This is a genomic window from Rhodococcus sp. ACPA1 (genome assembly GCF_002300195.1).
Taxonomy (GTDB): domain Bacteria; phylum Actinomycetota; class Actinomycetes; order Mycobacteriales; family Mycobacteriaceae; genus Rhodococcus_F; species Rhodococcus_F opacus.
The window spans coordinates 77,465-101,598 of sequence record NZ_NSDX01000004.1 but is presented as its reverse complement, the minus strand read 5'-3'; the positions used below and the strand labels follow the sequence as shown (position 1 = coordinate 101,598).

The window sequence follows — 24,134 nt, the reverse complement described above, 5'->3', positions numbered from 1 at the left end:
TCAGACCCGACCGGCGTCGACCACCAGGCACTGGCTGTTGACGTAGTCGGATTCGGGTGTGCAGAGGAGGTACACCGCTCCGGCGGCTTCCTTCGGGGTGCCGCCCCGGCCGAACGGGCTCGTGGTCGCCATCGCCGCCATGCGGTCGGGGTTGACGCCGACGCGGATGTCGCGCCCGTCGATGTTCAGCGTCGTGTTCGTCTCGGCCGTGACCTCGGTCATGCGGGTGACGATGAAGCCGTAGGCGACGGCGTTGACGTTGACCCCGTAGCGGCCCCACTCCTTGGCGAGGGTCTTGGTCAGTCCGATGAGCCCGGCTTTCGCGGAACCGTAGTTCGCCTGTCCCGCATTGCCGTAGAAGCCGGACGTCGAGGAGATGTTGACGACCTTGCGGTGGTAGTCGGTCGGGTTGGCCTTGATGTACGGCTGGGCGGCGCGCAGGATCCGGAACGGCGCCTTGAGGTTGACGTCGAGAATCGTGTCCCACTGTTCGTCGGTCATCTTCTGGATGACGGAGTCCCAGGTGTAGCCGGCGTTGTTGACGATGATGTCGAGGCCGCCGAACGATTCGACGGCGGTGTTCACGAATCGTTCCGCGAATCCGTCCTCCGTCACCGATCCGACGCAGGTGACGGCCTGTCCGCCGGCGGCCTTGATGTCCTGCTCGGTCTGGGTGGCGGGTGCGGGGTCGAGGTCGTTGACCACGACGGCGGCGCCCTCGGAGGCGAGCTTGAGTGCGATCTCGCGGCCGATGCCGCGGCCGGAGCCGGAGACGAGGGCGACTTTTCCGTCGAGAGTTCCCATGGTGTCGTACGTCCTGTTCGTGTAGTCGTCAGGCGAGGGCTGCCGCGGCGCCGGCGTCGACGCCGATCTCGGCGAGGACCTCGCGGGTGTGGGCGCCGACGTACGGCGCGGGTGTGGGCGCCGAAGCGGGCGTTCCCAGGTAACGGGGTGCGGGGGAGGGTTGCACGAAACCGTCACCGAAGGTGCCGAAGGTTCCGCGGCTCACGTTGTGCGGGTGCGCGGCGGCCTCGGTGAGGGTCAGGACAGGAGAGACACACGCGCCCTGTCCGTCGAACATCGACTCCCACTCGGTGCGGGGCCGGGTCGAGAAGACCTGGGCCAGTCGTTCGGCCATCGTCGGCCAGGCGTCGCGGTCGTGTTGCCTGGCGAAATGCAGGTCGTCGGTCAGGTCCAGCACCCGGAGCATCGCGGCATAGAACTGCGGTTCCACGCAGCCGACGGCCACGAATCGTCCGTCCGCGCAACGGTATGTCCGGTAGAACGGCGCCGCGCCGTCGAACATGTTCGACGCCCGCCGGTCCACCCACCGGTCGCGGGCGAGCAGACCGTGGATCAGGGCCAGCTGCACCGCGGTGCCGTCGGTCATCGCCGCATCGACCACCTGTCCGCGCCCGTCGATACGGGACCGGAGCATTGCCGTCGTCATCCCCAGGGCGAGAAGCATTCCGCCGCCGCCCATGTCGCCGATCAGGTTCAACGGCACCGGGGGAACGTCACCGTCCGAGCCCATTGCGCCGAGGGCGCCCGTCAAGGCGATGTAGTTGATGTCGTGGCCCGGCTCCTGCGCCAGCGGCCCGTCCTGGCCCCAGCCCGTCATGCGGCCGTACACCAGCTTCGGATTCCGGGCCAGGCAGCTGTCGGGCCCGAGGCCCAGACGTTCGGTGACACCGGGCCGGAAGCCCTCGATCACCGCGTCGGCGGTGTCGATGATCTTCAGCACGGTCTCGACGTCACGCGGATTCTTCAGATCCAGGGCGACGGACCGCCGATTGCGATGCAGCACAGGATGTCCGGTTCGGTTTCCGACCTCGGTGTGCCGGTCGATGCGGATCACGTCCGCGCCCTGATCGGCGAGTAACATACCGCAGAACGGGCCCGGCCCGATCCCGCCGAGCTCGACGATCCGCAGTCCGGTGAGGGGTCCGCTCGCGGCGGTGGTGGGGTCAGTGCTCATGAGAAGCGCTCCTTGGCAGGGGGATCGGTCCGGGGGTCAGCGTGAACCGGCGTCGACGTTCAGGCACTGGCCGCTGACGTAGTCGGTCTCCGGTGCGCAGAGCACGTACACCGCTCCGGCGGCTTCGGCGGGCGTACCCGGGCGGCCGAGTGGGTTGGACGTCTTCACCCGATCCATCACCGCCTGACTGACACCCGCCTTGATCTTGCGGCCGCCGATCTCGACGAACGTGTCTTCGCCCGACACCGCGTCGGTCATACGGGTGAGAATGAAACCGAATGCGACGGCGTTGACGTTGACCTTGTAGCGGCCCCACTCCTTGGCGAGGGTCTTGGTCAGTCCGATGACGCCCGCTTTCGCGGCGGCGTAGTTGGACTGTCCGGGATTGCCGAACACTCCCGCGGCCGACGAAACGTTGACGACCTTGCGGTGGTAGTCGGTCGGGTTGGCCTTGATGTACGGCTGGGCGGCACGCAGAATCCGGAACGGCGCCTTCAGGTGCACGTCCAGGATCGTGTCCCACTGTTCGTCGGTCATCTTCTGTATGACGGTGTCCCAGGTGTAGCCGGCGTTGTTGACGATGATGTCGAGGCCGCCGAACGATTCGACGGCGGTGTTCACGAATCGTTCCGCGAATCCGTCCTGCGTCACCGATTCGACGCAGGTGACGGCCTGTCCGCCGGCGGCCTTGATGTCCTGCTCGGTCTGGGTGGCGGGTGCGGGGTCGAGGTCGTTGACCACGACGGCGGCGCCCTCGGACGCGAGCTTGAGTGCGATTTCCCGGCCGATGCCGCGGCCGGAGCCGGAGACGAGGGCGACTTTTCCGTCCAGAGTTCCCATGATGTGTTGTTCCTCGAGGTTCGTGATGAATGAAATATTCTGTGGCGTCGTGCCGTACGGCTACGCGGGCGCTCTCGGGTCGCGGATGACGGTGGTCGATCGGAGCTGGGCGATCGGCTCGCCGTGGCGGGTGACCTCGGTGGTGCGGACGAGGAACTGGAGCGCTCCGCCCTTCTTGGCGTAGCAGTCGGTGACTTCGGTCGAGAAGTGAAGGATGTCACCGGCGTACGCGGTGGCGTGGTAGGTGAACGACTGCTCGCCGTGCAGGATCGTGCGGATGTCGATGCCGAGGTCCGTGTAGAAGGTCGAGGGGCTCGGCCGCTCCATGTCGAGGCAGAACAGGAAGGTCGGCGGCACCGGCAGGTCGCGGTGGCCGGCTTCCGCCGCGGCACTCGGATCGGTGTAGATCGGGTCGTCCTGCCCGGTGGCGCGGGCGAAGAAGGACAGTCGCCCGCGCTCGACCTCCACGGTGTGCTCGGGAATCCGGGTGCCGATGACGCCGGGATCGAGACTTGCCACGGCAACTCCTTGTGTATGAGGGCGGCGACTGCCGCGAGGATCGGGGCCTGCGCCTTACCCGGTGCAAGCTTCACCAGATGGTTAGCGCATATTCACTTTGCGTTACACATAGCGCTATGTCAAGGATGGATAGGGCGAGCTCGAGGTGATCGAGAATTTTCACGACGCAGTGTTCCGACGGGGGATTCCGATCAGAGACGTTCGAGGATCATCGCGTTGGCCATGCCGCCCGCCTCGCACATCGACTGCAGGCCGTACCGAATTCCGCTGTCGCGCATGTGGTGTACGAGTGTGGTCGCCAGCCGGGCGCCCGAGCCGCCGAGCGGGTGACCGATCGCCATCGCGCCGCCCAGCGGATTGAGCTTCGCGTAGTCGGCGCCGGTCTCCTGTAGCCAGGCCAGAGTGACCGACGAGAACGCCTCGTTGATCTCGAATGCCCCGATGTCACCGAGGGACAGCCCGGCCCGGGCAAGCACCTTGGCGGTGGCCGGGATCGGGCCGGTGGCCATCGTCACCGGATCGACGCCGGCGAGGGCCACCGTGTGGATGCGGGCGAGCGGATTCCAGCCGTGGCGCGCGGCAACCTCGCTGCTGGTCACGAGCAGTGCTGCGGCGCCGTCCGAGATCTGTGACGAATTGCCGGCGGTGATCCGGCCGTCCTCCTTGAACGGGGTGGGGAGTGCGCTCAGGCGCTCCGGCGTCGACGAGCGCCTCACACCCTCGTCGGTATCGAACACGAACGACGCCCCGTCCGGACCGGTCACCTCGACCGGGGCGATCTGCCCCTCGAATCGCCCCTCGTCGATGGCTGCGGCGGCACGCGCGTGCGAGTCCAGCGCATGCTGGTCGAGCCGGGACCGGCTCAGGGCGAATTTCTCGGCGATCATCTCGGCGCCGACGCCCTGGTTGAACTCGACGTGGTCGTACCGCTCCCGGACGAGTGGGCCGAACGGTGCGCCGCATCCCGCGGCATTGCGCGCCGATCCCATCGGAACGCGGCTCATGCTCTCGACGCCCCCGGCGATGGCGATGTCGTACTGACCGCTGATCACGCTCGCCGCGGCGAAATGGAGGGCCTGTTGAGACGACCCGCAGGCGCGTTCGATCGACACGCCGGGTACCGACTCGGGCCAGCCGGCGGCAAGCACCGCGAAGCGGCCGACGCCGCCCGCCTGTTCGCCGACCTGGCTCACGCAGCCCCACAGCACGTCGTCCACGGAAGTCGGATCCAGATCGTTCCGATCGCTCAGGGCGCGCAGTACGTGCGCGGACAGATCGACGGGATGAATCCCGGCGAGTGCTCCGCCCCGTCGGCCCACCGGTGTGCGGACGGCGTCGACGATCACAGCGTCGTGCATGTAATTCCTCCTCGTGCAGGTCACGGACAGTTCTCCGGGCGATTACTGGAAGTGAACAGTCAATAACCTCAGTATTGGCTTACCGCTGTCCGCTGCCGTGGATGGCAGCGAGCAGGCGAACCGCTTCCCGGTGCCGTATCGGCGGATGCCTGTCAGGTTATAGCAAATTCACATTTCTCGACATAGCACTTGCTAGATAGCAGTTTCAATGATTGACTTCTGGACTGAAAGTCCGCATGTGATGCCCGTCACGTCGAAGGCCTTCCGTGTCCGGGCCGGCGTTGGTACGAGAATCGATACTCACCACCGAGGAGTTTTTGTGGTTGCAGATCAGAGAACCACCAGGCGGCTCTCCGCTCTCGGGGACGCCGGCGAATCCCGCCGCACCGCCTGGGGGCTGACGGGCGTGCTCGTACTCATGTACATGGTCAATTTCGCCGACAAGGCGGTGCTGGGGATCATCGCCCAACCGCTCGCACACGAACTCGGTCTGTCCTCTTCGGAGATCGGTCTCGCGGGAAGCGTCTTCTTCCTGATGCTGTCGCTCGGCGGGTTGCTCTCGGGCGTCCTGGACCGATGGCTCGGTCTGCGCTGGGCCCTCGCGATTCTCGCGATCCTGTGGTCGGTGGCCATGCTGCCGCTCATCGTGGCGGCCGGGTTCGCCACGCTTCTGGCGAGCCGGATGCTTCTCGGGTTGGCGGAGGGCCCGAACTCGGCGCTGTTGTACACCGCGACGTATTCCTGGCATCCGCCCGCTCGCCGCGGCCTTCCCGGCGCGCTCCTCGCGTGCGCGGCATCGATCGCCAAGATCGCGATCGCTCCGATGCTGGCGTACGTCGCCGTCGCGTGGGGATGGCGATCCGCCCTGGTGGCCTTGTCCATCATCGGTCTCGGCTGGTGCGTTCTCTGGCTACTCGTGTGGTCGGAGGGGCCCTACCGGCGCCGCGACACTTCGCCTGCCGACGGCGGCGGCGACTCCGCCGCGCCCCACGGCGAGGCCGAGCCGGCGGTGCCGTGGACGCGGATCTTCCGCTCACCCACCTTTGTCGGCGGAGCCCTGATCGTGATCAGCGTGTATGCGCTGGTGTCCGTCGTGCTCACCTGGTTGCCGTCGTATTTCGAGACCGGCCTCGGCTACAGCCGGTTGCAGGCCGGATCCATGTTCTCCATCCCGAGCCTGTTCGGACTCGTCATCATGCTGAGTTCCACGTGGTTCAGTGATCGTCTCGTCGTACGTGGCGTGAGCATGAGAACGGCGCGGGTGATCATGCCGGTGGTCGGTCTCGTCATCGGTGGGTGCATCCTCGCGACGTTGCCGTACATCACCACTCCGGTGTTCGCCGTGCTCGTCGTCTCGATCGGGTACGCGGTCGGCTCACCGGTATTCCCGTTGCTCAATGCCGCGGTGGCCGAACTCTGCCCCCCGAGGCAGGTCGCGGGGACACTGGGTGTCTTCCTGTCCCTGATGGCTATCGGCGGGTTCATCGCGCCGTACCTGATGGGACGCATCGTCGATGCGGCCGCGACGTCGGCGGGGGGCTACGCCACGGCGTTCCAGATCCTCGGAGTCGTGGCCGTCGCGGCCGGTCTTCTCGGCGCCCTGATCATCGACCCCGAACGCGACAAGCGGCGTCTTCGCGGGCTTGCCGCGGGCGACGTTCCGCAACAGGGAATCTGAGATGACTTCGGTGACGGACCAACATCTGCTGATCCACTACATCCTTGACCGAGAACCCGGAGGTCCGCGTGTATCTGACCCAGTTCCTGCATCGTGCACTACAGCAGTCTCCCGACAGTCCGATGACCATCTGCGGCGACCGGGTACGCACCACCCGCGACGTCGCGGACAGGGTCGCGAGACTGTCGGGCGGTCTGCAGGAACTGGGTGTGTCCGAAGGGGACAGGGTCGCCGTCCTCACGCTGAATTCCGACCGCAATCACGAGATCTTCCTCGCCTGCTGGTGGGCGGGCGCCGTGGTGAATCCGGTCAACATTCGATGGAGCGGGCGGGAGATCGCGGACTCTCTGCGGGATGCCGGGGCCGTGGTCCTGCTCGTCGACGACGACTTCCTTGACCTGGTGCCCGCGTTCCGCGAACAGTGCGCCGACCTCCGCGCGGTGGTGCACTGCGGCAGCGGTGTGGCCGCGCAGGGGATGACCGACTACGAGGAGTTGATCGCCGCTTCCGAGCCGGCGCCGGACAAGCGAACCGGTGGCGATGTGATAGGCGCACTGCTGTACACCGGTGGCACGACAGGTGTGTCGAAGGGCGTCATGGTGAGTCATCGGAACCTGCTGACAGCGGCGCTCGGCACCCAGGCGGCGTGCCAGTCGGTGTTTCCGGGTGGGGTCAACCTCGTCGTGAGTCCGATGTTCCACATCGCGGGACTCGTGGCCTGGGCGACGCAGAACCTCCTGGGTGGTACCCAGGTCTTCCTGCCGACGTTTTCACCCCGGGCCGTGCTGGAGGCGATCCAACGGCACCGGGTCACCACGGTCGGGGCAGTTCCGGTGATGCTGCAGATGCTGGTCGCGCACCCGGATGTCGAGTCGTACGACCTGTCGAGCGTGAAATCCGTTCGGTACGGGGCGTCGCCGATCTCGCCGACGTTGCTGCAACGCGCCATGACGGTGTTCCGGAACAGCGGCTTCGCTCAGGGCTACGGCATGACCGAGACGGCACACATCACCGTCCTCGGCCGGGATGACCATGCGGCCGGAAGTGAAGTGCTCCGATCCGCGGGTCGCGCACTGCCGCACTGCGAACTTCGCGTCGTCGACGTCGACGACCGGGAGGTGTCCGTCGGCGTGCTCGGCGAGATCGTGACCCGAGGCGATCACGTCATGCTCGGCTACTGGAACAGACCGGAGGAGACCGCGGCCGTGTTGCGGAACGGCTGGATGCACACCGGCGATATCGGTTACGTGGATCGGCACGGTTATCTCTTCGTGGTCGACCGGATCAAGGACATGATCATCACCGGCGGTGAGAACGTCTACTCGACCGAGGTGGAGAACGCACTCGCTGCCCATCCCGCAGTCGAAGCGTGCTCGGTGATCGGTGTGCCGGACACGCGGTGGGGTGAACGCGTCCATTCCGTCGTCGTGCTCCGTGAGGGCGCACGTACCGACGCCGACGAACTGCGCGCACACGTGCGAGGGCTCATCGCCGGATACAAGGTGCCCCGGACGGTCGAGTTCCTCGATGCGCTTCCGGTCTCGGCGGCGGGGAAGGTGCTGAAGCGAGACCTGCGTGCGGCGGCCTGCCGTGCGGACACCTGATACGCCGTTCTGCCGACGAGCGATTCTGCAATCACGGAACATTCCGAAAGATTCTGTTGACATGCAGGTAGAAGTCGGACAAAGTGAATAGTCAATAACCTCTGCTTCGAAGGGTGTTTTATGACCGCCACCTCGGCCGACGTCGTACTCTCCAGCCGTCGCGACCATGTCGTCACCTGGACGATCAATCTGCCGGACGCGCGCAACCCCATCTCCGGGAACGACGTCATCGATCGGCTGGTCGAACTCGTCGAGGAGGCGAACGTGGACGTCGACACACGGGTCGTCATCCTCACCGGCGCCGGCAGCGCGTTCTCCGCCGGAGGAAACGTCAAGAACATGGCGGATCGTGCCGGGATGTTCGGCGGCGCCCCGCACGTGATGCGGGAGGGATACCGCCGCGGCATTCAGCGGCTCCCCAAGGCGATCTACCACTGCGAGGTCCCGATCATCGCGGCTGTCAACGGTCCCGCCGTCGGCGCCGGCTGCGATCTGGCGATGATGTGCGACATGCGTGTCGCTTCGACCAACGCCTTCTTCGCCGAAAGTTTCGTCAAACTGGGCATCATCCCCGGCGACGGCGGCGCCTGGTTGCTGCCACGGGCGATCGGTGCCGCACGCGCCGCCGAGATGGCGTTCACCGGCGACCGGGTGGACGCGGCCACCGCGCTCGACTGGGGCATGGTCTCGCGCGTCGTCGACCCCGAACTGCTGCTCGATACGGCACACGAACTGGCGGAGCGGGTAGCGGTCAACCCGCCGCATGCCCTCCGGATGACGAAGAAGCTCCTCCGTGAGGGGCAACGCCAGGACCTCGACAGTCTGCTCGAACTCTCCGCCGCGATGCAGGCGCTCTCGCATCACACCACCGACCACGGCGAGGCCCTGTCGGCCTTCGTCGAGCGACGGGCCGGGCAGTTCACCGGGAGCTGAACGACGCCCGGCGACTTCTGCAACCCCATCGACGTACAGCAACGAAAGGACCCGCAGTGAAGCGGACACTCTTCAACCGGGAACACGACGAGTTCCGAACGATGGTCCGGGAATTCATCGCCCGCGAGGTACTACCCAACCGGGAGAAGTGGGACGAACTCGGGCGTCCACCGCGCGAATTCTTCGAACGACTCGGTGAACTGGGAATCCTCGGCATCTCGGTGCCCGAGGAGTTCGGCGGCGGGGGCGAGACGAGCTTCAAGTTCGCCACCATCGTCTTCGAAGAGGTCGCCCGGGCGGGAGTGTCGTTCGGCTCGTACACCGTTCACTCGTGCATCATCCTGGGGTACCTCCTCGAATACGGCTCCGAGGAACAGAAGCAGCGGTGGCTCCCGGACTTCGCGTCCGGTCGATTGATGACGGCGATCGCGATGACCGAACCGGGCACGGGCTCGGATCTGGCCAACATCACCACCACCGCCAAGCTCTCCGCGGACGGCACACACTACGTGCTCAACGGAGCCAAGACGTTCATCACCGGCGGGGTGACGGCAGACCTGGTCCTGACCGTCTGCCGCACAGCTCCTTTCGATCCGGAGAACCGGCGGTCCGGACTGTCCATCATCGGGGTGCCCAAGGAGTCCGAGGGATTCGAGGTGGGTCGCAAGCTCGACAAACTCGGTCTGCATCAACAGGATACGGCCGAGCTGTCCTACCACGACGTACGTGTCCCGGTCGCGAACCTCCTGGGTGAGGAGGGTAAGGCGTTCGGGTACCTCACCCACAACCTTCCGCAGGAACGGTTGAGCATCGCACTGAACTCGGTGGCGCACGCCGAGGCGGCGATGCTGCACGCCACCCGGTACGTGCAGGACCGCACCGTCTTCGGCAAAGCCGTTGCCTCGTTCCAGAACACGAAGTTCGTGCTCGCCGAGTGCTCCGCCGAAGTCCAGGCGGCCCGGGTCCTCGCCGACAACGCCCTCGAACTCCTCGACAGAGGTGAGCTCACCGTGGCCGACGCAGCGCGGGCCAAGCTGTTCTGCACCGAGACCGCAGGTCGAGTGATCGACAAGTGCCTGCAGTTGCACGGTGGGTACGGCTACATCACCGAGTACCCGATCGCACGGCTTTACGCCGACACCCGCGTGACCCGAATCTACGGCGGAACGAGCGAAGTCATGAAGACCATCATCGCCAAGGACCTGGGGCTGTAGACCGGATCGAAGGAGGAACCACATGTATCCCGGACGCCACGCCGCGACCACTCCCGACAAGCCGGCCGTCATCGAAGCCGCCACCGGCAAGATCGTGACCTACAGCGAACTCGAGGACAGATCCGTGCAGTTCGCGCACTGGCTGACGGGGCAGGGCCTCGCTCCCGGCGACCACCTCGCTGTGCTGTCGGTCAACGACGCCACGGTATTCGAGATCTACTGGGGTGCCGTGCGGTCCGGCATGGTCGTGACCTTCGTCAACACCCACCTCACCCCGGCCGAGGTCGCCTACATCGTCGACGACTGCGACGCTCGGGTCCTCGTGGTGTCGGCCCCGCTGGCCGAGCTCGCGACCGCCGTCGTCGACTCGACTCCGAAGGTCCACAGCAGGCTGGCCTTCGGCGGGGCGGTGCCCGGTCACGACGACTACGACCGTGCCGTCGCGTCCCTGAGCACCCGACCACCGCGCGATCAGCCGCGCGGCTCGGACATGCTGTACTCGTCCGGGACGACCGGGCGACCGAAGGGCATCGTGGTCGCCCCGTCCGACGACCAGGTCGGCGACGAGCCGGGGCCCCAGTTCGTGGGGCTGCTGCGTAACTTCGGCTTCGACGAGAATTCCGTGTATTTCTCTCCCGCTCCGATCTATCACGCCGCGCCGTTGCGTTACGGCGCCGGCGCCCACGCTCTCGGCGGGACCGTGGTGATGGCCGACCGATTCGACGCCGAGTCGAGTCTGCAGTTCCTCGAGCGGTACGGCGTCAGCCACAGCCAATGGGTACCGACACATTTCATCAGGATGCTGAAGCTGCCCGACGAGGTGCGGAACCGGTACGACCTCTCGTCCATGCGTGTCGCGATCCACGCAGCGGCGCCCTGCCCACCGGAGGTCAAACGGACGATGATCGACTGGTGGGGCGAAATCCTCTACGAGTACTACTCGTCGACCGAGTCGGTGGGAAGCACGGTGATCACGACGCAGGAGTGGCTGCGCAAACCCGGCAGCGTCGGTCGCGGACAGGGTGCCACCAGCCGGGCACACGTCTGCGCAGAAGACGGGACCGAATTGCCGGCAGGACAGGTCGGGCTCATCTACTTCGCCCGGCCCGGCCATTCGTTCGAGTACCACAACGATCCGGTCAAGACGGCGCAGTCGCGTCACCCCCGCCACCCCGACTGGGTGACGACCGGGGACATCGGCTTCCTGGACGAAGACGACTACCTGTTCCTCACCGACCGTGCGAAATTCGTGATCATCTCCGGTGGGGTCAACATCTACCCGCAGGAAATCGAGAACGTCCTCGCGGTCCACCCGAAGGTGGCCGACGTGGCCGTGATCGGTGTGCCGGACGAAGACATGGGACAGTCGGTGCACGCGGTGGTGGAGCCCATTCCCGGTGTCGCGGGTGACGGCACACTCGTCGCCGAACTCCTCGACTACTGCCGTGGGCGTATCGCCGGGTACAAGTGCCCGCGCAGCGTCGAGTTCGTGACGGAACTGCCGCGGACACCCACGGGAAAATTGGCCAAAGCCGCGTTGCAGGCGTGAGCCTGCGGAAGCATTCGACACACTCGTCAACGGAAGTAGACAGCATGCACACACAAGTGGTGCCGGCCGCGGGCCCACCCGATCACCAACTCGACGCGTTGCGGGCCGAGGTGCGAGCGTTCCTGCGCGAGCAGATCGACGCCGGCGTGTTCACACCCGGTGTGGACACGTGGCTCACCCGGTGGAATCCGGACTTCACGAAGGCCCTCGCGGCCCGCGGCTGGCTGGGCATGACGATCCCGGCGGAGTACGGCGGGCAGGGCCGCACGTTCATGGAGCGGTTCGTCGTCACCGAAGAACTGCTGGCCGTCGGCGCGCCCGTTGCCGCACAGTGGGTCGCGGACCGGCAGGCCGCACCGTCGCTGCTCACCTACGGAACCGAGGAACAGAAGCAGCGGTTCCTCCCCGGAATCGCGGGCGGCGAGATCAGCTGGGCGATCGGAATGAGCGAACCGGAATCGGGCTCCGACCTCGCGAGCGTCCGCACGAAAGCGGTCCGGGTCGACGGTGGCTGGCGGATCACCGGGACCAAATTGTGGACGTCCGGCGCCCACCGTGCCGACGCCTTCTTCGCGCTCGCGCGGTCGGCTCCGCTGGACCCGGCGCAGCGCCACGCCGGACTCAGCCAGTTCATCGTTCTGCTCGACTCCCCGGGGGTGCAGATCAGGCCGATCCTCTCGATGTCGGGCGATCACCATTTCAACGAGGTGATCCTCGACGAGGTGTTCGTGCCCGACGAGTTGGTGCTCGGCCGCATCGGCGAAGGCTGGAAGCAGGTCACGTCCGAGCTCGGGTTCGAACGCAGTGGTCCGGAACGTTTCATGTCCACGTTCTCGATCCTCGCCGCGATGGCCGAGGAAATCCGGGAGGGACGGCAACCGGCCGATGCCCGCATCGGAGCGCTCGTCGCCCGGACCTTCGGCCTTCATCACATGTCCCGCGCGGTGTCGGAGGCACTCGAGCGTGGTGACGACGCCGAGCTGGGCGCCTCGGTGGTGAAGGTCCTCGGCACCAAGACCGAAGGTGACATCGCCGACCTCGTCGAGGAACTGGCCGGCGAACCGGAGGCAGGCGACGACCACTTCGCCGAACTGGTCCGTGCCGGCGTGATGCAGCGCCCCGGATTCACCCTGCGAGGCGGTACGAGTGAGATTCTGCGCGGCGTCATCGCGCGGGGATTGGGGATGCGCTGATGACCGGACCGGCAACCGACACCGAGATGCGGGAGTTCGCACGCATGCTCGACCAGGTCTTCGCCACAGATCGGCGGGCCCCGGGCGAGGCTCGGGAGTTCGATCGAGAGTTGTGGTCGACGCTCGCCGAACTCGGCCTCACGAGGCTCACCGGCCCCGAATCCGAGGGTGGCAGCGACGCCGGGTGGACGGAGTCGGCGTACCTGCTCGCGGCCGCCGGCGCCACTGATCTCCCGATCGCCGAGAACGATCTGCTCGCGGGATGGCTGCTCGCCAGGTCCGGATGCCCGACCGCGAACTCCGGCCCCGCCGTGGTCCGCACCGCAGCCGTGCTGGACGCCGACGGCACCGCCCGGCACGTCCCATGGGCGCGCTCGGTGCATGCGCTGGTGGCCCTGTGCGAGGCGGACGGCACATGGCGGGTCACCGAATTCGCCCGCTCGGATGTCGAGGTGACGGAGGCGGCCAACCTCGCGTCGATGCCCCGGGACCACGTCCGGGTCGACATCTCCGCGCAGCAGGGCACGCCGGTGCCCGCGGACGTCGTAACGGAGTTCCTCCAGCGCGGCGCCCTCGCCCGGGCGCTCGCGATGGCCGGGACCATGGAACGCGTCCTGGCCCTCGTCGTCGAGCACACCTCGGCGCGCACGCAATTCGGTCGCGCGGTGGGCAAGTTCCAGGCGGTGCAGGCCATGGTCGCCGACATCGCTGCGGAGGGCGCCCTGGCACGCGCCGCCGCCGACGCCGCGGTATCGATCGCCGAGGAACACGGTTTCGGTAGCTCGGAGGCCGGTTTCGCCGTCGCCGCCGCGAAGTCGTGCGCCGGCCACGCGGCGTCGGTGGTGGTGCGCAACGCCCATCAATGTCTCGGCGCGATCGGTTTCACGAGGGAGCACGAACTGCACCGGCACACGAACGCGTTGCTGGCCTGGCGTTCGGAATACGGTTCGGTCCGGTATTGGGACGAGGCGCTCGTCGCGGCCGCGGCGGCGGCCGGGGAACGTGGCCTGTGGCCGCTCATCACCGACGGTTAGGCGGCTCCGCCGCCCGTGCGTGGTTGACGAGTGCAGAGACTCGTTAACCACTCACGGGGCGCGGAGCGCCCTACGGCGTGACGATCGGGAACGCCGGATCGGGCGCGTCGATCAGTGCGGTGAGGGCGAGCAACTTGGACGCGTCACCGTCGAACTGGATGTCTTCCAGGCCCTGCCCGGCGAAGAGTCCGAGCAGTTGCGCCTTGGTCAGGGTCACGGTGACATCCGCCTGCACCGATGTCCGCGGGGAGACGGTCTGGATCAGGGCCCCGTTCGACAGCGTCGTCCGGTAGTGCACTTCGGGATCGGTGAATCGCCAGTCGACCACCAGCGACGTGTCCCACGCCCGGGGGCCGTTGATGCGCAGGGCCACCGAGTCGAAGACCTGCTCGATGGTGAGGGCGCTCAGCATGTCGGCGCCGAGCTCGGCGATCGGCGGAGGCACGATGCCGCCGCGCAATTCGAGTGCGCCGGTGAGGTAGAAGTTGCGCCACGTCGCGTTCTCCGCGCCGAACCCGAGCTGTTCGTAGGTGCGGGCGAGCAGTTCCTTCGCCTCGCCGTCCGAGGGGTCGGCGAACACGGCGTGTTTGAGGAGTTCCGCCGCGAACCGGAGGTCGCCGTCCTCGAAGTACCGTCGGGCCTTGGCCCGGACCTCGTCCTGACCGCCCATGCACTCGACGTACCGCGTCGCGACGTTCTCCGGCGTGTGTTGCCACAGCGATGTCGGGTTGCCGTCGAACCACCCCATGTAGCGCTGGTAGATGGCCTTGACGTTGTGGCTCACCGAACCGTAGTAACCGCGTGCGTGCCAGGCCGATTCGAGTGCGGGCGGCAGAGGGAAGTTCTCGGCTATCTCGATGCCCGTCATCCCGGAGTTGAGCATCCGCAACGTCTGATCGTGGAGGTACTGGTACAGATCGCGTTGCTGCGACAGGTAGGTGACGACGCGGTCGCGGCCCCACGTCGGCCAGTGGTGGGAGGCGAACGCGACGTCGTATCCGCCGTCGAACATCTCGACGGCCTGGTCGAGGTACCGCGCCCAGGCCCGTGGGTCGCGGACCAAGGCGCCGCGCAGCGTGAGGAGGTTGTGCAGGTTGTGAGTGGCGTTCTCTGCCATGCACAGTGCGCGGTGGTCAGGGAACAGGAAGTTCATCTCGGCGGGCGCCTCGGTGCCCGGCGTCACCTGGAAGACGATCCGCACGCCGTCGATCGTCTCTTCCTGGCCGGTGTGGGTGATGTCCACACTCGGCGGAATCAGTCCGGGCACACCCGACGACGGGACGGTGCCGAGGCCGGCGCCGACATGCCCGCGCGGCCCCTTCGGGAGGAGGGCCCCGTACATGTAGGTGGCGCGGCGACCCATCGCGGTTCCGGCGTAGACGTTTTCGGCGACGGCATGTTCGAGGAAACCCTCGGGTGCGAGGATGGGAACGTCGCTGCGGCCGTCCGGCAGCACTCCGGTGACGCCGCCGAAATGATCGATGTGGGAGTGGGTGTAGATCACTCCCGTGACGGGCCGATCACCCCGATTGCGTCGATACAGTGCAAGTCCGGCCGCCGCGGTCTCCTGGGAAATCAGCGGGTCGATCACCACGACACCCGTGTCGCCCTCGACGATCGTCATGTTGGACAGGTCGAGGCCGCGCACCTGGTAGATCCCCTCGGTCACCTCGTAGAGGCCGTTCTTCGCGCACAGTTGCGACTGCCGCCACAGGCTCGGATCGGCGGTGTCGGGGCAGACGGTGTCGAGGAAGGCGTATTCCTCCATGTCCCAGGCCGTGTGCCCGTCCGCGGCCGTGACGGTGCACGGATCGAGTTTGTCGACGAACCCCCTGTCCGCATCTTCGAAGTCGGAGGTGTCGGCGAAGTCGGGTGTCATGGCTGTCCCTTCTCATGGCGCGGTGGGGTGGGGGCGGCGACCGGTGTGGGGGGAGGAGGGGCGCTACTGAGAATGGTGTTCACCCACCGCGTGGACGGGTCGATATCGATCAGCAGCGCCTTCGCCATCAGTGTCAGCGGGATCGCCAGGATCGCGCCGAGGGGGCCGAGGATCCACGTCCAGAAGACCAGCGACAGGAAGGTGAACGTCACGGACAGTCCCACCGCGTCGCCCACGAACTTCGGCTGGATGATGGACTGGATGATGACGTTGATGACGCTGTACACGACGATGACCGTCAGCATCAGTCCCGGACCACCTTCGAGCAGTGCGAGCAGAGCCGGTGGAACGAGCCCGAGGACGAACCCGACGTTGGGGATGTAGTTGGTGATGAACGACAGCAGTCCCCACAGGATCGGCAGCGGAATCCCCAACGCCCACAGCGCCCCGGTGTCGATGACCGCCACGATCAATCCGAAGACCGTGGACACGATCAGGTACTTGCGGGTGCCGACCGAGAAGGCGGTGAGGGCGGTGGCGATGTCGGGACGCATCCGCGTGACGATGGGCATCCGCGAACCGTACGAGCTTCCGTCGACGGCCATGAACAGCAGAAGGGCGAGGACGAACAGCAGATTCGAGAAGACACCCAGCATTGCCTGCAGGATTCCCTCCACGAGTCCGAACACCTTGCCGTAATCCACCTGGGAGAGCAGCGTCTGGGCGTCGGTCGAGTTCACGCCGTTGCGGTTCAGGAAACTCTGGGCGTCGTCGATGAGGTTCGTGAAATCGTCCGCATACTGCGGCAGCAGTGTCGCGAGCTGGGCGACCGACAGTGCGAGCGACAGCACGAGGACGAGAATGATGCTGTTGACGACCAGGATCGCCGCGATCGTCGCGAGCCATCCCGGGACACCCTTCCGGCGAAGCCATTCGGGCAGCGGGTGAACCGCGACGGTCAGCATGAGAGCGAGGAAGATCGGGCCGACTATCGACGCGGCCACCTGGATCCCCGCCACGGTGACGACGAGCGCGGCCAGCCCGAGAATCACGATCAGTCCCCGCGGCATGGACCACCGAGAGTCCGACGGCTCGCCGGACCGGTCCTGAGGTTCCGTCATCGCGTGTCCCTTCGCAAAGGTCGGCCGAGTCGACTCTCGCATTCGGCGCGCTGCCGCACATCATCCGTTGCGAATGAGGATCACCCGGCGCGGATGATGCCCCCGACCCGGCGAGGCCCGACTATTCAACTGTTCGCAAACACACTTTCGAGAAGGGCATGGACATGACGACAACTCCCGAGTCCAGGACGGACAGCCCTGTGAAGCAGGGTTTTGCAGCAGGAACGTCCCTGGCAGCGGCGATATTGCTGCTGACCGTCGGGGTGATCTCCTTCTTCCAGGGCATCGCCGCAGTTGCGTCCGATGACCTACTGGTCATCGGCGTCCAGTACACCTACCAGTTCGACACCACCGCCTGGGGCTGGATCCACATCGTTCTCGGCGTCGTCCTCGTGATCAGCGCGATCGGCCTCATGACGGGTGCCACCTGGGCCCGCGTCGTGGCCGTCTGCATTGCAGCGCTGTCAATTCTCGCCAATTTCCTGTGGCTGCCGTACTACCCGCTGTGGTCGATCCTGATCATCGCACTCGACGTGGTGGTCATCTGGGCGGTCACCACGTGGGACACCGGCAAGTAGGTCGATGACGACGTGGTGAGGTCCGCAACCGGCACGTGGCCGGTCTTCGGCTCGCTGCAGAATTACCGGCGGGGATGGGTCAGGCCCGACGTGATCGCGGGCCTGACCGTGTGGGCTGTTCTGGTCCCGGAGGCCCTCGCGTACGCGACCATCGCGGGGGTACCGCCCGTCGTCGGCCTGTACGCGGCGGTACCCGCGCTGATTCTCTATGCGGCGGCGGGTAGTTCACGGCATCTCGTAGTGGGACCGATGTCCGCGACGGCAGCGCTGTCGGCGGCCATCGTCGCACCCCTCGCCGGTGCCGACGGCGGCAAGTACGCGGCGCTGTCGGCGGTCCTGGCGATCGCGACGGGGATCGTGGGCCTGCTCGCCGGTCTGCTCCGCCTCGGTTTCATCGCGTCGTTCATCTCCGAGCCCGTGCTCAAGGGGTTCATCGTCGGCCTCGCCCTCACCATCATCATCGGCCAGGTGCCGGCGATCTTCGGGGTCGAGAAGGCGAAGGGAAACTTCTTCGAGCAGGCGTGGGGGGTGATCACGCACCTCGGGGACACCGACTGGGGCACGCTCGTCGTCGGCGGCCTCAGTCTCGCGGTGGTGCTGGGTCTCAAACACTGGTTGCCCCTCGTCCCCGGATCGCTGCTCGCCGTTCTCCTCGGAATCGCCGCGGTCTCGCTGTTCGGTCTCGACGGCAAGGGTGTCGACATCGTCGGGCACATCGATTCCGGGCTGCCGTCGCTCGGGTTGCCCGGCGGCGTCGGATTCGACGACTTCGTCGACCTGATGGGCCCGGCCGTGGGGGTCCTGCTGATCGGGTTCGCGGAGGGGCTCGGAGCCGCGAAGACGTACGCGGCGAAGGAGGGCTACGAGGTCGACGCGAACCGCGAGTTGTTCGGCCTCGGCGCCGCGAATCTGGGTTCCGGACTTTGCTCGGGAATGGTGGTCAACGGCAGCCTCTCCAAGACCGCGGTGAACGGTGGAGCGGGCGCGAAATCGCAGGTCAGTGGGCTCGTCGTGGCGGTATTGACCGTCGTCACGCTGCTCTTTCTCACCGGTCTCTTCGAGAATCTGCCGGAAGCGACGTTGGCGGCGGTGGTGATCGCGGCCGTCATCGAACTCGTCGACATCTCCGCGCTGCGCCGGCTGTACGGTGTGTGGACCGAACGGCTGGGGAGCATCTACGGCCACGCCGCCCGCGCCGATTTCGCCGCCGCGCTCGCTGCCATGGCGGGCGTCCTGCTCTTCGACACACTGCCCGGACTGGTCATCGGCATCGGCGTCTCCATGCTGTTGCTGCTGTACCGGGCGTCGCGCCCCCACGTCGCGACCCTCGCCAGGGAGGGAACGCTGTGGGTGGATGCGGAACGCCACCCCGACCTGCCGACCACTCCGCACGTGCTCGTCGTGCGGGTCGAGTCGGGGCTGTTCTTCGCCAACGCAGACCACGTCAAGGACCGCATCGAAGAGTTGTGCACGGACGACACGAGAGTGGTCGTGCTCGACGCCGAGACGTCACCGTTCGTCGACGTCAGTGCCGCGCAGATGCTGCTGCAGCTGCGGGACCTGCTCGCGCGGAGGGGTATCGAACTGCGGGTCGCGCGCGACATCGGACAGTTCCGGGACACGCTCCGCCGCTCCGGCACCGACGCCACACCCGTCGGCCTGTACTCCACCGTCCGCGAGGCACTCGCGGAACCGAAGCGCCCCGGCGACGGGTCGTGAAGCAGACGTGATGACCGTCTTCGCCCCGACCCTCGTCGGCTACGACAAGCGATGGCTCCGCGCGGACGTCGTCGCGGGTCTCAGTGCCGGTGCCGTCGTCATTCCGCAGGCGATGGCCTACGCCACCATCGCCGACATGCCGGTGCAGGTCGGCCTGTACACGTGCATGGTTCCCGTCGTCGTGTACGCGATGCTCGGCGGATCCCGCACGGTCAGCGTCACCACCACCTCGACGATCGCGACGCTCACCGCCTCGACCCTGATCGGCGCCGGAATCGCCGCGGGGTCGGACGACGCCCAGTCTGCCCTGATGACGCTGACCCTGCTGGTCGGTGTGATCCTGCTCCTCGCCCGGCTCCTGAAACTCGGCGCGATCATCGAGAACATCAGCGACGCAACGCTGTCCGGGATCAAGGCAGGCGTCGGGCTGACCGTCGCCGCGAGCCAGTTGCCGAAACTACTCGGGGTGCCCGCCGACCCCGACGCCACCGGATTCTTCCGCGTGCTGTGGTCGGCGCTCCGCCAGATCGGTGACGCGAACACCGCGACCGTGCTGCTGGCGGCGGGATCGATCGCGGCGCTGTACGCGATGGCGAAATTCGTTCCGCGCGTGCCGGGACCACTGATCGTCGCGGTCGCCGGGATCCTCCTCGTCGTCCTCGCGAACATCGACAGTCGTGGGGTCGCGCTGATCGCCGAAGTGCCACGCGGCATTCCGATTCCCGGACTGCCGCCGATGTCGGACATCGGCGCGCTGCTGCCGGGCGCACTGGCGATCGCGATCATGGCTTTCCTGGAGACGGTGTCCGTCGGTCGGGGTGTGCGCCGGGAAACCGAACCCCCGATCGACAGCGACCGCGAACTCCTCGCCACCGGGGCCGCGTCGGTCGCCGGTGCCTTCTTCCATACCCTGCCGCCGGCGGGTGGATTCTCCCAGACGGCCGTCGCGCTGCGGGCGGGCGCGCGGACCCAGCTGGCCGGACTCGTCACCGCCGCTCTCGCAGTGCTCGTCGCATTGTTCCTCGCGCCGGTGCTCAGCGATCTGCCGCAGGCCACCCTCGGCGCGATGGTGGTGGTCGCGACGCTGGGGTTGCTCGACTTCGGTTCCTTCGCGCGCTTCTGGAGGGTCGATCGCACCGAATTCTGGGTGGCGCTGGTGACGGCGCTCATCGGGCTCGTCGCCGGACTGCTGCCCGCGGTGGGTGTCGGTGTGTTGTTCACGCTGTATCTGGTGCTGCGCGAACTGAACCGACCGCACATCGTCCAGTTGCAGAAGGATGCGCACGGTCAGTGGCGGGCGGGGGTGGAGGACGCACCGACCGTCCCCGCCGACCCGCTGGTCCTCCGCCTCAACGCCGGTCTCTACACCGCCAACGTGCGGGCCAACATGTCGGCGATCCGGGTCCGGGCGGGTGTCGTCGAGGACGGGGATCGGTCGTCCGTGCCGAGCACGCTGGTCCTCGACTGTTCGCGACTGCAGAAGGTGACGCTGACGGTGATGCGCAGCTTCCTCGACTTTCACCGCGAACTCACGGACGCCGGTGTCACCGTGTTCTTCGCGGAACTGCCCCGCGCCAATCGGGAAACGGTGCTTCGGACCGACCTCGGTCGCGAGTACGTGTCGAGCGGAAAGATCTTCGACACCGTCGACGACGCCGTAGGCGCTTCGCGCCCGTGAGTGGTTGAGGAGTCTCTGAACTCGTCAACCACGCACGGGCGCAGCTCACACTCTTCGGGTGAAGCCCCGGCCTGTCTCGTCGTGGTCGCATGGACCGGAGACCGCGGGACAGGAGAGCGTCGTGAGTGAACAACTGCAGGAACTCGCCGCCAAGGCGTGGGTGTACGGTTTCCCGCTGGTCTTCGACCTCGACCAGGTGAACCGCTTCGTGTCGGAGGGGTTGGGGAGCCTCGATGCGGGACCCTTCAATACGTTCAGTCACGCCCGCACACTCGCGGGGCCGCGCGACACCTTCGTCTCGGTCAACAACGACACCATCTATTCGATCGCCCAGATCGACCTCGGTCGCGGACCGCAGTTGCTGAGGGTGCCCGACACCGGTGGCGCGTACTACGTGCTGCAGTTCGTCGACGCGTGGACCGACAATTTCGCGTACGTCGGCAAACGCGCCACGGGAACCGCGGCCGGTCGATTTCTGCTGACCGGCCCCGGCTGGTCCGGCGAGGTCCCCGACGGGGCGACACGGATCGCGTTCCCGACCGCGGTGGGCACCATCGTCGGTCGTTGGGCGTGCGACGGCGAGGACGACCTGGAGCGGGTGAAGGAACTGCAGTCGGCCCTCACCCTGGAGCCCGTCGGCGACCAGGAACCGGCGGAGGGTCTGCCGGTACCCGACCCGAACGTCCCCGAGGAACTTCAGTTCTGGGAGAAGCTGCGCGTGTACTCGCAGGCGTACCCGCCCGCCGCGCAGGACCTCGTCGCGCAACAGGCATTCGCCCCACTCGGGTTGCTCGAGACCGGGCCGTCGCCGTACCTCGAGGCGCCGCCGGACCTCGCGTCCGTGCTCGAAGCAGGAGCCGAGGCTGGGCACCAATCGCTCGTCGCCGCACTGAAATCGGGGGCCGGCGGAGAGGTGGTCAACGGCTGGCAGCTGATGTACCACGCCTTCGACTACAACGACGACTTCTTCGAGGTCGGCACGCTCGACTCACCCGAGTGGCGGATCGAGGACCGGTCGAAGGCGCTGGGCATGCGGGCCGGAGCCGCGATGGCGGGACTGTGGGGAAACCACGGCTACGAGGCCGCGTACGCGCCGATCTACCACGACAGCGAAGGCAACGAACTCTCCGGCGAACACACCTACACACTCACATTCGCGCCGACCCCGCCGGTCGACGCGTTCTGGTCGATCACCATGTACGACCTGCCCGAGTTCTTCCTCGTCGACAATGCCCTCGATCGCTACTCGGTCGGTGATCGGACGCCGGGACTGGTGTACGCGGACGACGGCTCACTGACCATCACGTTCAGCGCCTCCGCTCCGGCGGATCCGGTCGCTCGCGCCAACTGGTTGCCGACACCGGCAGTCGGGTTCCGGCCGCTGCTCCGGATGTACAGCCCGAAACCGGAGGCGTTCGACGGGACCTTCGAGCTTCCGCCGATCGTCAAGGTCGGCTGACGGGGGTGAATCGATGGGCGATCTGATCTGGCTCCTCGTTCCGGAGATGATCGGTCTGGTCATCACACCGGCCGCCGTCGTCGGCTGCGTGCTGCTGCTGGAGTCGGCGAACGCGGTCCGCAACGCCCTCGCGTTCGGTTCGGCGTTCCTGCTGGTGTATTCGCAGATCGCTGTCGCCGCGCTGCTCGGCGGCGCCGGAGACCCCTCGGCGACGTCGAAGACGGTGAGCAACTGGGTGGGGCTGATCGTGGGCGTTCTGTTTCTCGTCGTCGGCGTGATCCTGCTCGCGCAGAGGCCGAAGCCCGCGGGCACCGCACCGAAGTGGATGTCGGCGCTCGAATCCGCCACACCGCGCACCGCGTTCATCGCCGGACTGACCCTCGGCACGATCAACCCCAACGTCTTCATCCTGTTGTCCGGGATGACCATCATCTCGAGTTCGCACGTCGGCGTCGGGGGTGCGCTCCTCGGAACGGTCCTGCTGCTGATCTCCTCGATGCTCGACTTCATCATCCCGATCGGGATCTTCACGATCCTGGGCACGCGCGCACAACGAGGACTGAGCGCCGCCAAGGCCTGGATGGTGCGGCACAACAAGGCGCTCGGCGTCGGCGTCTTCTTCGGTTTCGGCACGCTCTTCGCGCTGCGGGGGTTGTTCGCGTTGATCTGAACGGCGTGAGGTGGGGCCTTCCTCTCCCCAAAGATCCCGAGTCGGCGGTAGTGTTCGCGCCGATTCGAGGGGGGATCGAGTGAAGAAAGTCGCCGCGGCGCTCCTGTGCGCCGTCATCACGTCCGGGTGCGCGCACAGCGTGTCGGGGACGGCGGGGGCGTCTCCGCTGGACGAACTGAGTCCAGTGCAGCAACGTCACGTCGCCGTCGAGGACGCCCTGCGCGCCGCCGATCCGTGCGGGCTTCTCGACGAGGCGGTCGTGCGGCAGTCCGGGACCGTCCTGCAGTTCGGGTCCGCCGTGCAGTTGCCGGTGTGTTCGGTGCTGATGGTCCGGCCCGGCGGCGCGACCACATACGTGGAGTTGTCGCTGCTGCCGTCGATGCTGTCCGACGCGGCGCTGACCGGGCCGGACACGGTCGACGGCGTGACCGTCTATCGAGGCGCGGGTGCCGACCCGACCCGCGGGACGTGCGAGCGCGTCTTCCGGCTGAACCTCGGACCACTCCAGAAGCAGGTGACACCGCAGCTCGCGTCCGTCCGCGCCGGAACCGTCGCCGGTGAGGACGCCTGCCCGCTGGCCGACGCGGTGCTCGGCTCGGCGATCGACAGCATGCGGTCGGGACTGCCCGCACGCGACCCAACGTCCCCGCATCAGGTGGCGCTCGCGGTCCACGACCCGTGCGAAGTGCTCGACGTGCTGAGGACCACGGCGGGCGGACGCGTCGTCGATCCGGAGTCGCCGCCCACCCCGTTCGACTGCGTCCTGTTTCCGAACCCGAATCGGGTGCCCGGCAGCGAGGTGACCGTGTCGTTCACGATGTCGCCGGTCAAGGAAAACCGACCACCCGTTCCCGCCGAGCCGGAGACGATCGGCGACCGATGCCGGTGGACGAGCCCGATGGGTGAGCCGATCGACATCACACGGCCCGGGGCGGGCGTCGACGAGTTCACCCGCAGGCTCGGTCACGCGGGTGCAGTCGTCACTGTTCACGGGCCGAACTGCGCGGCCGTGGCGAGGGTCGCGGACGCCGCGAACACGGCGTTCGGATAGGCCGCCGAACGGACTCACCCGGGATCAGATTGGACTCCGCCGGTAAGCTCGACAGCTGGACCAGTACAGATTCATCGAC

At 67.0% G+C, this 24,134-nt stretch carries 20 protein-coding genes; 13 read left to right on the top strand and 7 right to left on the bottom strand.

The genetic code is table 11. The features are described from left to right. From CJ177_RS18340 to CJ177_RS18320, 5 genes are all read right to left on the bottom strand, one after another. Nucleotides 1-804 (bottom strand): SDR family NAD(P)-dependent oxidoreductase, encoded by an 804-nt coding sequence (locus CJ177_RS18340; RefSeq protein WP_095868292.1) that lies wholly within the window; start codon nucleotides 802-804, stop codon nucleotides 1-3. 28 nt (nucleotides 805-832) lie between these two features. Then, entirely contained in the window at nucleotides 833-1,978 is a 1,146-nt protein-coding gene (locus CJ177_RS18335; RefSeq protein ID WP_095868291.1) for a CaiB/BaiF CoA-transferase family protein, read from the bottom strand. Between the two features lie 36 nt (nucleotides 1,979-2,014). After that, nucleotides 2,015-2,818: an SDR family NAD(P)-dependent oxidoreductase gene (locus CJ177_RS18330; protein WP_095868290.1), complete on the bottom strand. Its 804-nt coding sequence runs from the start codon at nucleotides 2,816-2,818 to the stop codon at nucleotides 2,015-2,017. Nucleotides 2,819-2,878: 60 nt separating this feature from the next. Continuing rightward, entirely contained in the window at nucleotides 2,879-3,337 is a 459-nt protein-coding gene (locus CJ177_RS18325) for a MaoC family dehydratase N-terminal domain-containing protein (RefSeq protein ID WP_095868289.1), read from the bottom strand. Nucleotides 3,338-3,528: 191 nt separating this feature from the next. Further along, complete coding sequence (locus CJ177_RS18320) at nucleotides 3,529-4,695, bottom strand: thiolase family protein (protein WP_095868288.1); 1,167 nt, start codon at nucleotides 4,693-4,695, stop codon at nucleotides 3,529-3,531. Between the two features lie 319 nt (nucleotides 4,696-5,014). Between CJ177_RS18320 and CJ177_RS18315 the strand changes: the two genes are divergently transcribed. The 7 genes from CJ177_RS18315 to CJ177_RS18285 all read left to right on the top strand — a co-directional run bounded on the left by CJ177_RS18315 (nucleotide 5,015) and on the right by CJ177_RS18285 (nucleotide 13,900). After that, nucleotides 5,015-6,373 (top strand): MFS transporter, encoded by a 1,359-nt coding sequence (locus CJ177_RS18315; protein ID WP_095868287.1) that lies wholly within the window; start codon nucleotides 5,015-5,017, stop codon nucleotides 6,371-6,373. A 68-nt stretch (nucleotides 6,374-6,441) separates the two neighbouring features. Continuing rightward, nucleotides 6,442-7,977: a long-chain fatty acid--CoA ligase gene (locus CJ177_RS18310; RefSeq protein ID WP_179443274.1), complete on the top strand. Its 1,536-nt coding sequence runs from the start codon at nucleotides 6,442-6,444 to the stop codon at nucleotides 7,975-7,977. A 120-nt stretch (nucleotides 7,978-8,097) separates the two neighbouring features. After that, nucleotides 8,098-8,910 (top strand): crotonase/enoyl-CoA hydratase family protein, encoded by an 813-nt coding sequence (locus CJ177_RS18305; RefSeq protein ID WP_005248530.1) that lies wholly within the window; start codon nucleotides 8,098-8,100, stop codon nucleotides 8,908-8,910. 56 nt (nucleotides 8,911-8,966) lie between these two features. Then, the gene (locus CJ177_RS18300) at nucleotides 8,967-10,124 is read left to right on the top strand and encodes an acyl-CoA dehydrogenase family protein (protein WP_005248529.1); all 1,158 of its coding nucleotides are present in this window, start codon (nucleotides 8,967-8,969) and stop codon (nucleotides 10,122-10,124) included. Nucleotides 10,125-10,146: 22 nt separating this feature from the next. After that, on the top strand, nucleotides 10,147-11,673 hold the full coding sequence (locus tag CJ177_RS18295) for an acyl-CoA synthetase (RefSeq protein WP_095868285.1): 1,527 nt from the start codon (nucleotides 10,147-10,149) through the stop codon (nucleotides 11,671-11,673). Nucleotides 11,674-11,717: 44 nt separating this feature from the next. Then, a complete protein-coding gene (locus CJ177_RS18290; protein WP_005248527.1) occupies nucleotides 11,718-12,866 on the top strand; it encodes an acyl-CoA dehydrogenase family protein in 1,149 nt (382 codons plus the stop codon). After that, a complete protein-coding gene (locus tag CJ177_RS18285; RefSeq protein WP_095868284.1) occupies nucleotides 12,866-13,900 on the top strand; it encodes an acyl-CoA dehydrogenase family protein in 1,035 nt (344 codons plus the stop codon). Before CJ177_RS18290 ends, CJ177_RS18285 begins: the two co-directional genes overlap by 1 nt. A 70-nt stretch (nucleotides 13,901-13,970) precedes the next feature. Here CJ177_RS18285 and CJ177_RS18280 read toward each other — a convergent pair whose 3' ends face one another. Continuing rightward, complete coding sequence (locus CJ177_RS18280; protein WP_095868283.1) at nucleotides 13,971-15,779, bottom strand: alkyl/aryl-sulfatase; 1,809 nt, start codon at nucleotides 15,777-15,779, stop codon at nucleotides 13,971-13,973. Continuing rightward, nucleotides 15,776-16,900: an AI-2E family transporter gene (locus CJ177_RS18275; RefSeq protein WP_095868282.1), complete on the bottom strand. Its 1,125-nt coding sequence runs from the start codon at nucleotides 16,898-16,900 to the stop codon at nucleotides 15,776-15,778. The genes CJ177_RS18280 and CJ177_RS18275 overlap by 4 nt, the downstream gene beginning before the upstream one ends. Nucleotides 16,901-17,058: 158 nt before the next feature. Here CJ177_RS18275 and CJ177_RS18270 point away from each other — a divergent pair, with 158 nt between their 5' ends. The 6 genes from CJ177_RS18270 to CJ177_RS18245 all read left to right on the top strand — a co-directional run bounded on the left by CJ177_RS18270 (nucleotide 17,059) and on the right by CJ177_RS18245 (nucleotide 24,055). After that, nucleotides 17,059-17,478: a hypothetical protein gene (locus CJ177_RS18270; RefSeq protein ID WP_005248523.1), complete on the top strand. Its 420-nt coding sequence runs from the start codon at nucleotides 17,059-17,061 to the stop codon at nucleotides 17,476-17,478. Nucleotides 17,479-17,490: 12 nt separating this feature from the next. After that, a complete protein-coding gene (locus CJ177_RS18265) occupies nucleotides 17,491-19,197 on the top strand; it encodes a SulP family inorganic anion transporter (protein WP_005248522.1) in 1,707 nt (568 codons plus the stop codon). Nucleotides 19,198-19,207: 10 nt separating this feature from the next. After that, nucleotides 19,208-20,875, top strand: a complete 1,668-nt coding sequence (locus CJ177_RS18260) for a SulP family inorganic anion transporter (protein WP_095868281.1) — start codon at nucleotides 19,208-19,210, stop codon at nucleotides 20,873-20,875. A gap of 121 nt (nucleotides 20,876-20,996) precedes the next feature. Next, on the top strand, nucleotides 20,997-22,334 hold the full coding sequence (locus CJ177_RS18255) for a DUF1254 domain-containing protein (RefSeq protein WP_005248520.1): 1,338 nt from the start codon (nucleotides 20,997-20,999) through the stop codon (nucleotides 22,332-22,334). Nucleotides 22,335-22,347: 13 nt separating this feature from the next. After that, the gene (locus CJ177_RS18250; RefSeq protein ID WP_095868280.1) at nucleotides 22,348-23,004 is read left to right on the top strand and encodes a GAP family protein; all 657 of its coding nucleotides are present in this window, start codon (nucleotides 22,348-22,350) and stop codon (nucleotides 23,002-23,004) included. A gap of 79 nt (nucleotides 23,005-23,083) precedes the next feature. Next, nucleotides 23,084-24,055 carry a hypothetical protein gene (locus CJ177_RS18245; protein WP_095868279.1) on the top strand — a complete coding sequence of 324 codons (972 nt, stop codon included), beginning with the start codon at nucleotides 23,084-23,086 and terminating at the stop codon, nucleotides 24,053-24,055. Nucleotides 24,056-24,134: the final 79 nt, after the last annotated feature.

Coding starts and splice junctions, on each gene's coding strand:
- CJ177_RS18250 (WP_095868280.1), top strand. CDS start 22,348: ATGGGCGATCTGATCTGGCTCCTCGTTCCGGAGATGATCGGTCTGGTC.
- CJ177_RS18270 (WP_005248523.1), top strand. CDS start 17,059: ATGGACATGACGACAACTCCCGAGTCCAGGACGGACAGCCCTGTGAAG.
- CJ177_RS18320 (WP_095868288.1), bottom strand. CDS start 4,695: ATGCACGACGCTGTGATCGTCGACGCCGTCCGCACACCGGTGGGCCGA.
- CJ177_RS18335 (WP_095868291.1), bottom strand. CDS start 1,978: ATGAGCACTGACCCCACCACCGCCGCGAGCGGACCCCTCACCGGACTG.
- CJ177_RS18290 (WP_005248527.1), top strand. CDS start 11,718: ATGCACACACAAGTGGTGCCGGCCGCGGGCCCACCCGATCACCAACTC.
- CJ177_RS18295 (WP_095868285.1), top strand. CDS start 10,147: ATGTATCCCGGACGCCACGCCGCGACCACTCCCGACAAGCCGGCCGTC.
- CJ177_RS18280 (WP_095868283.1), bottom strand. CDS start 15,779: ATGACACCCGACTTCGCCGACACCTCCGACTTCGAAGATGCGGACAGG.
- CJ177_RS18285 (WP_095868284.1), top strand. CDS start 12,866: ATGACCGGACCGGCAACCGACACCGAGATGCGGGAGTTCGCACGCATG.
- CJ177_RS18275 (WP_095868282.1), bottom strand. CDS start 16,900: ATGACGGAACCTCAGGACCGGTCCGGCGAGCCGTCGGACTCTCGGTGG.
- CJ177_RS18305 (WP_005248530.1), top strand. CDS start 8,098: ATGACCGCCACCTCGGCCGACGTCGTACTCTCCAGCCGTCGCGACCAT.
- CJ177_RS18330 (WP_095868290.1), bottom strand. CDS start 2,818: ATGGGAACTCTGGACGGAAAAGTCGCCCTCGTCTCCGGCTCCGGCCGC.
- CJ177_RS18260 (WP_095868281.1), top strand. CDS start 19,208: ATGACCGTCTTCGCCCCGACCCTCGTCGGCTACGACAAGCGATGGCTC.
- CJ177_RS18340 (WP_095868292.1), bottom strand. CDS start 804: ATGGGAACTCTCGACGGAAAAGTCGCCCTCGTCTCCGGCTCCGGCCGC.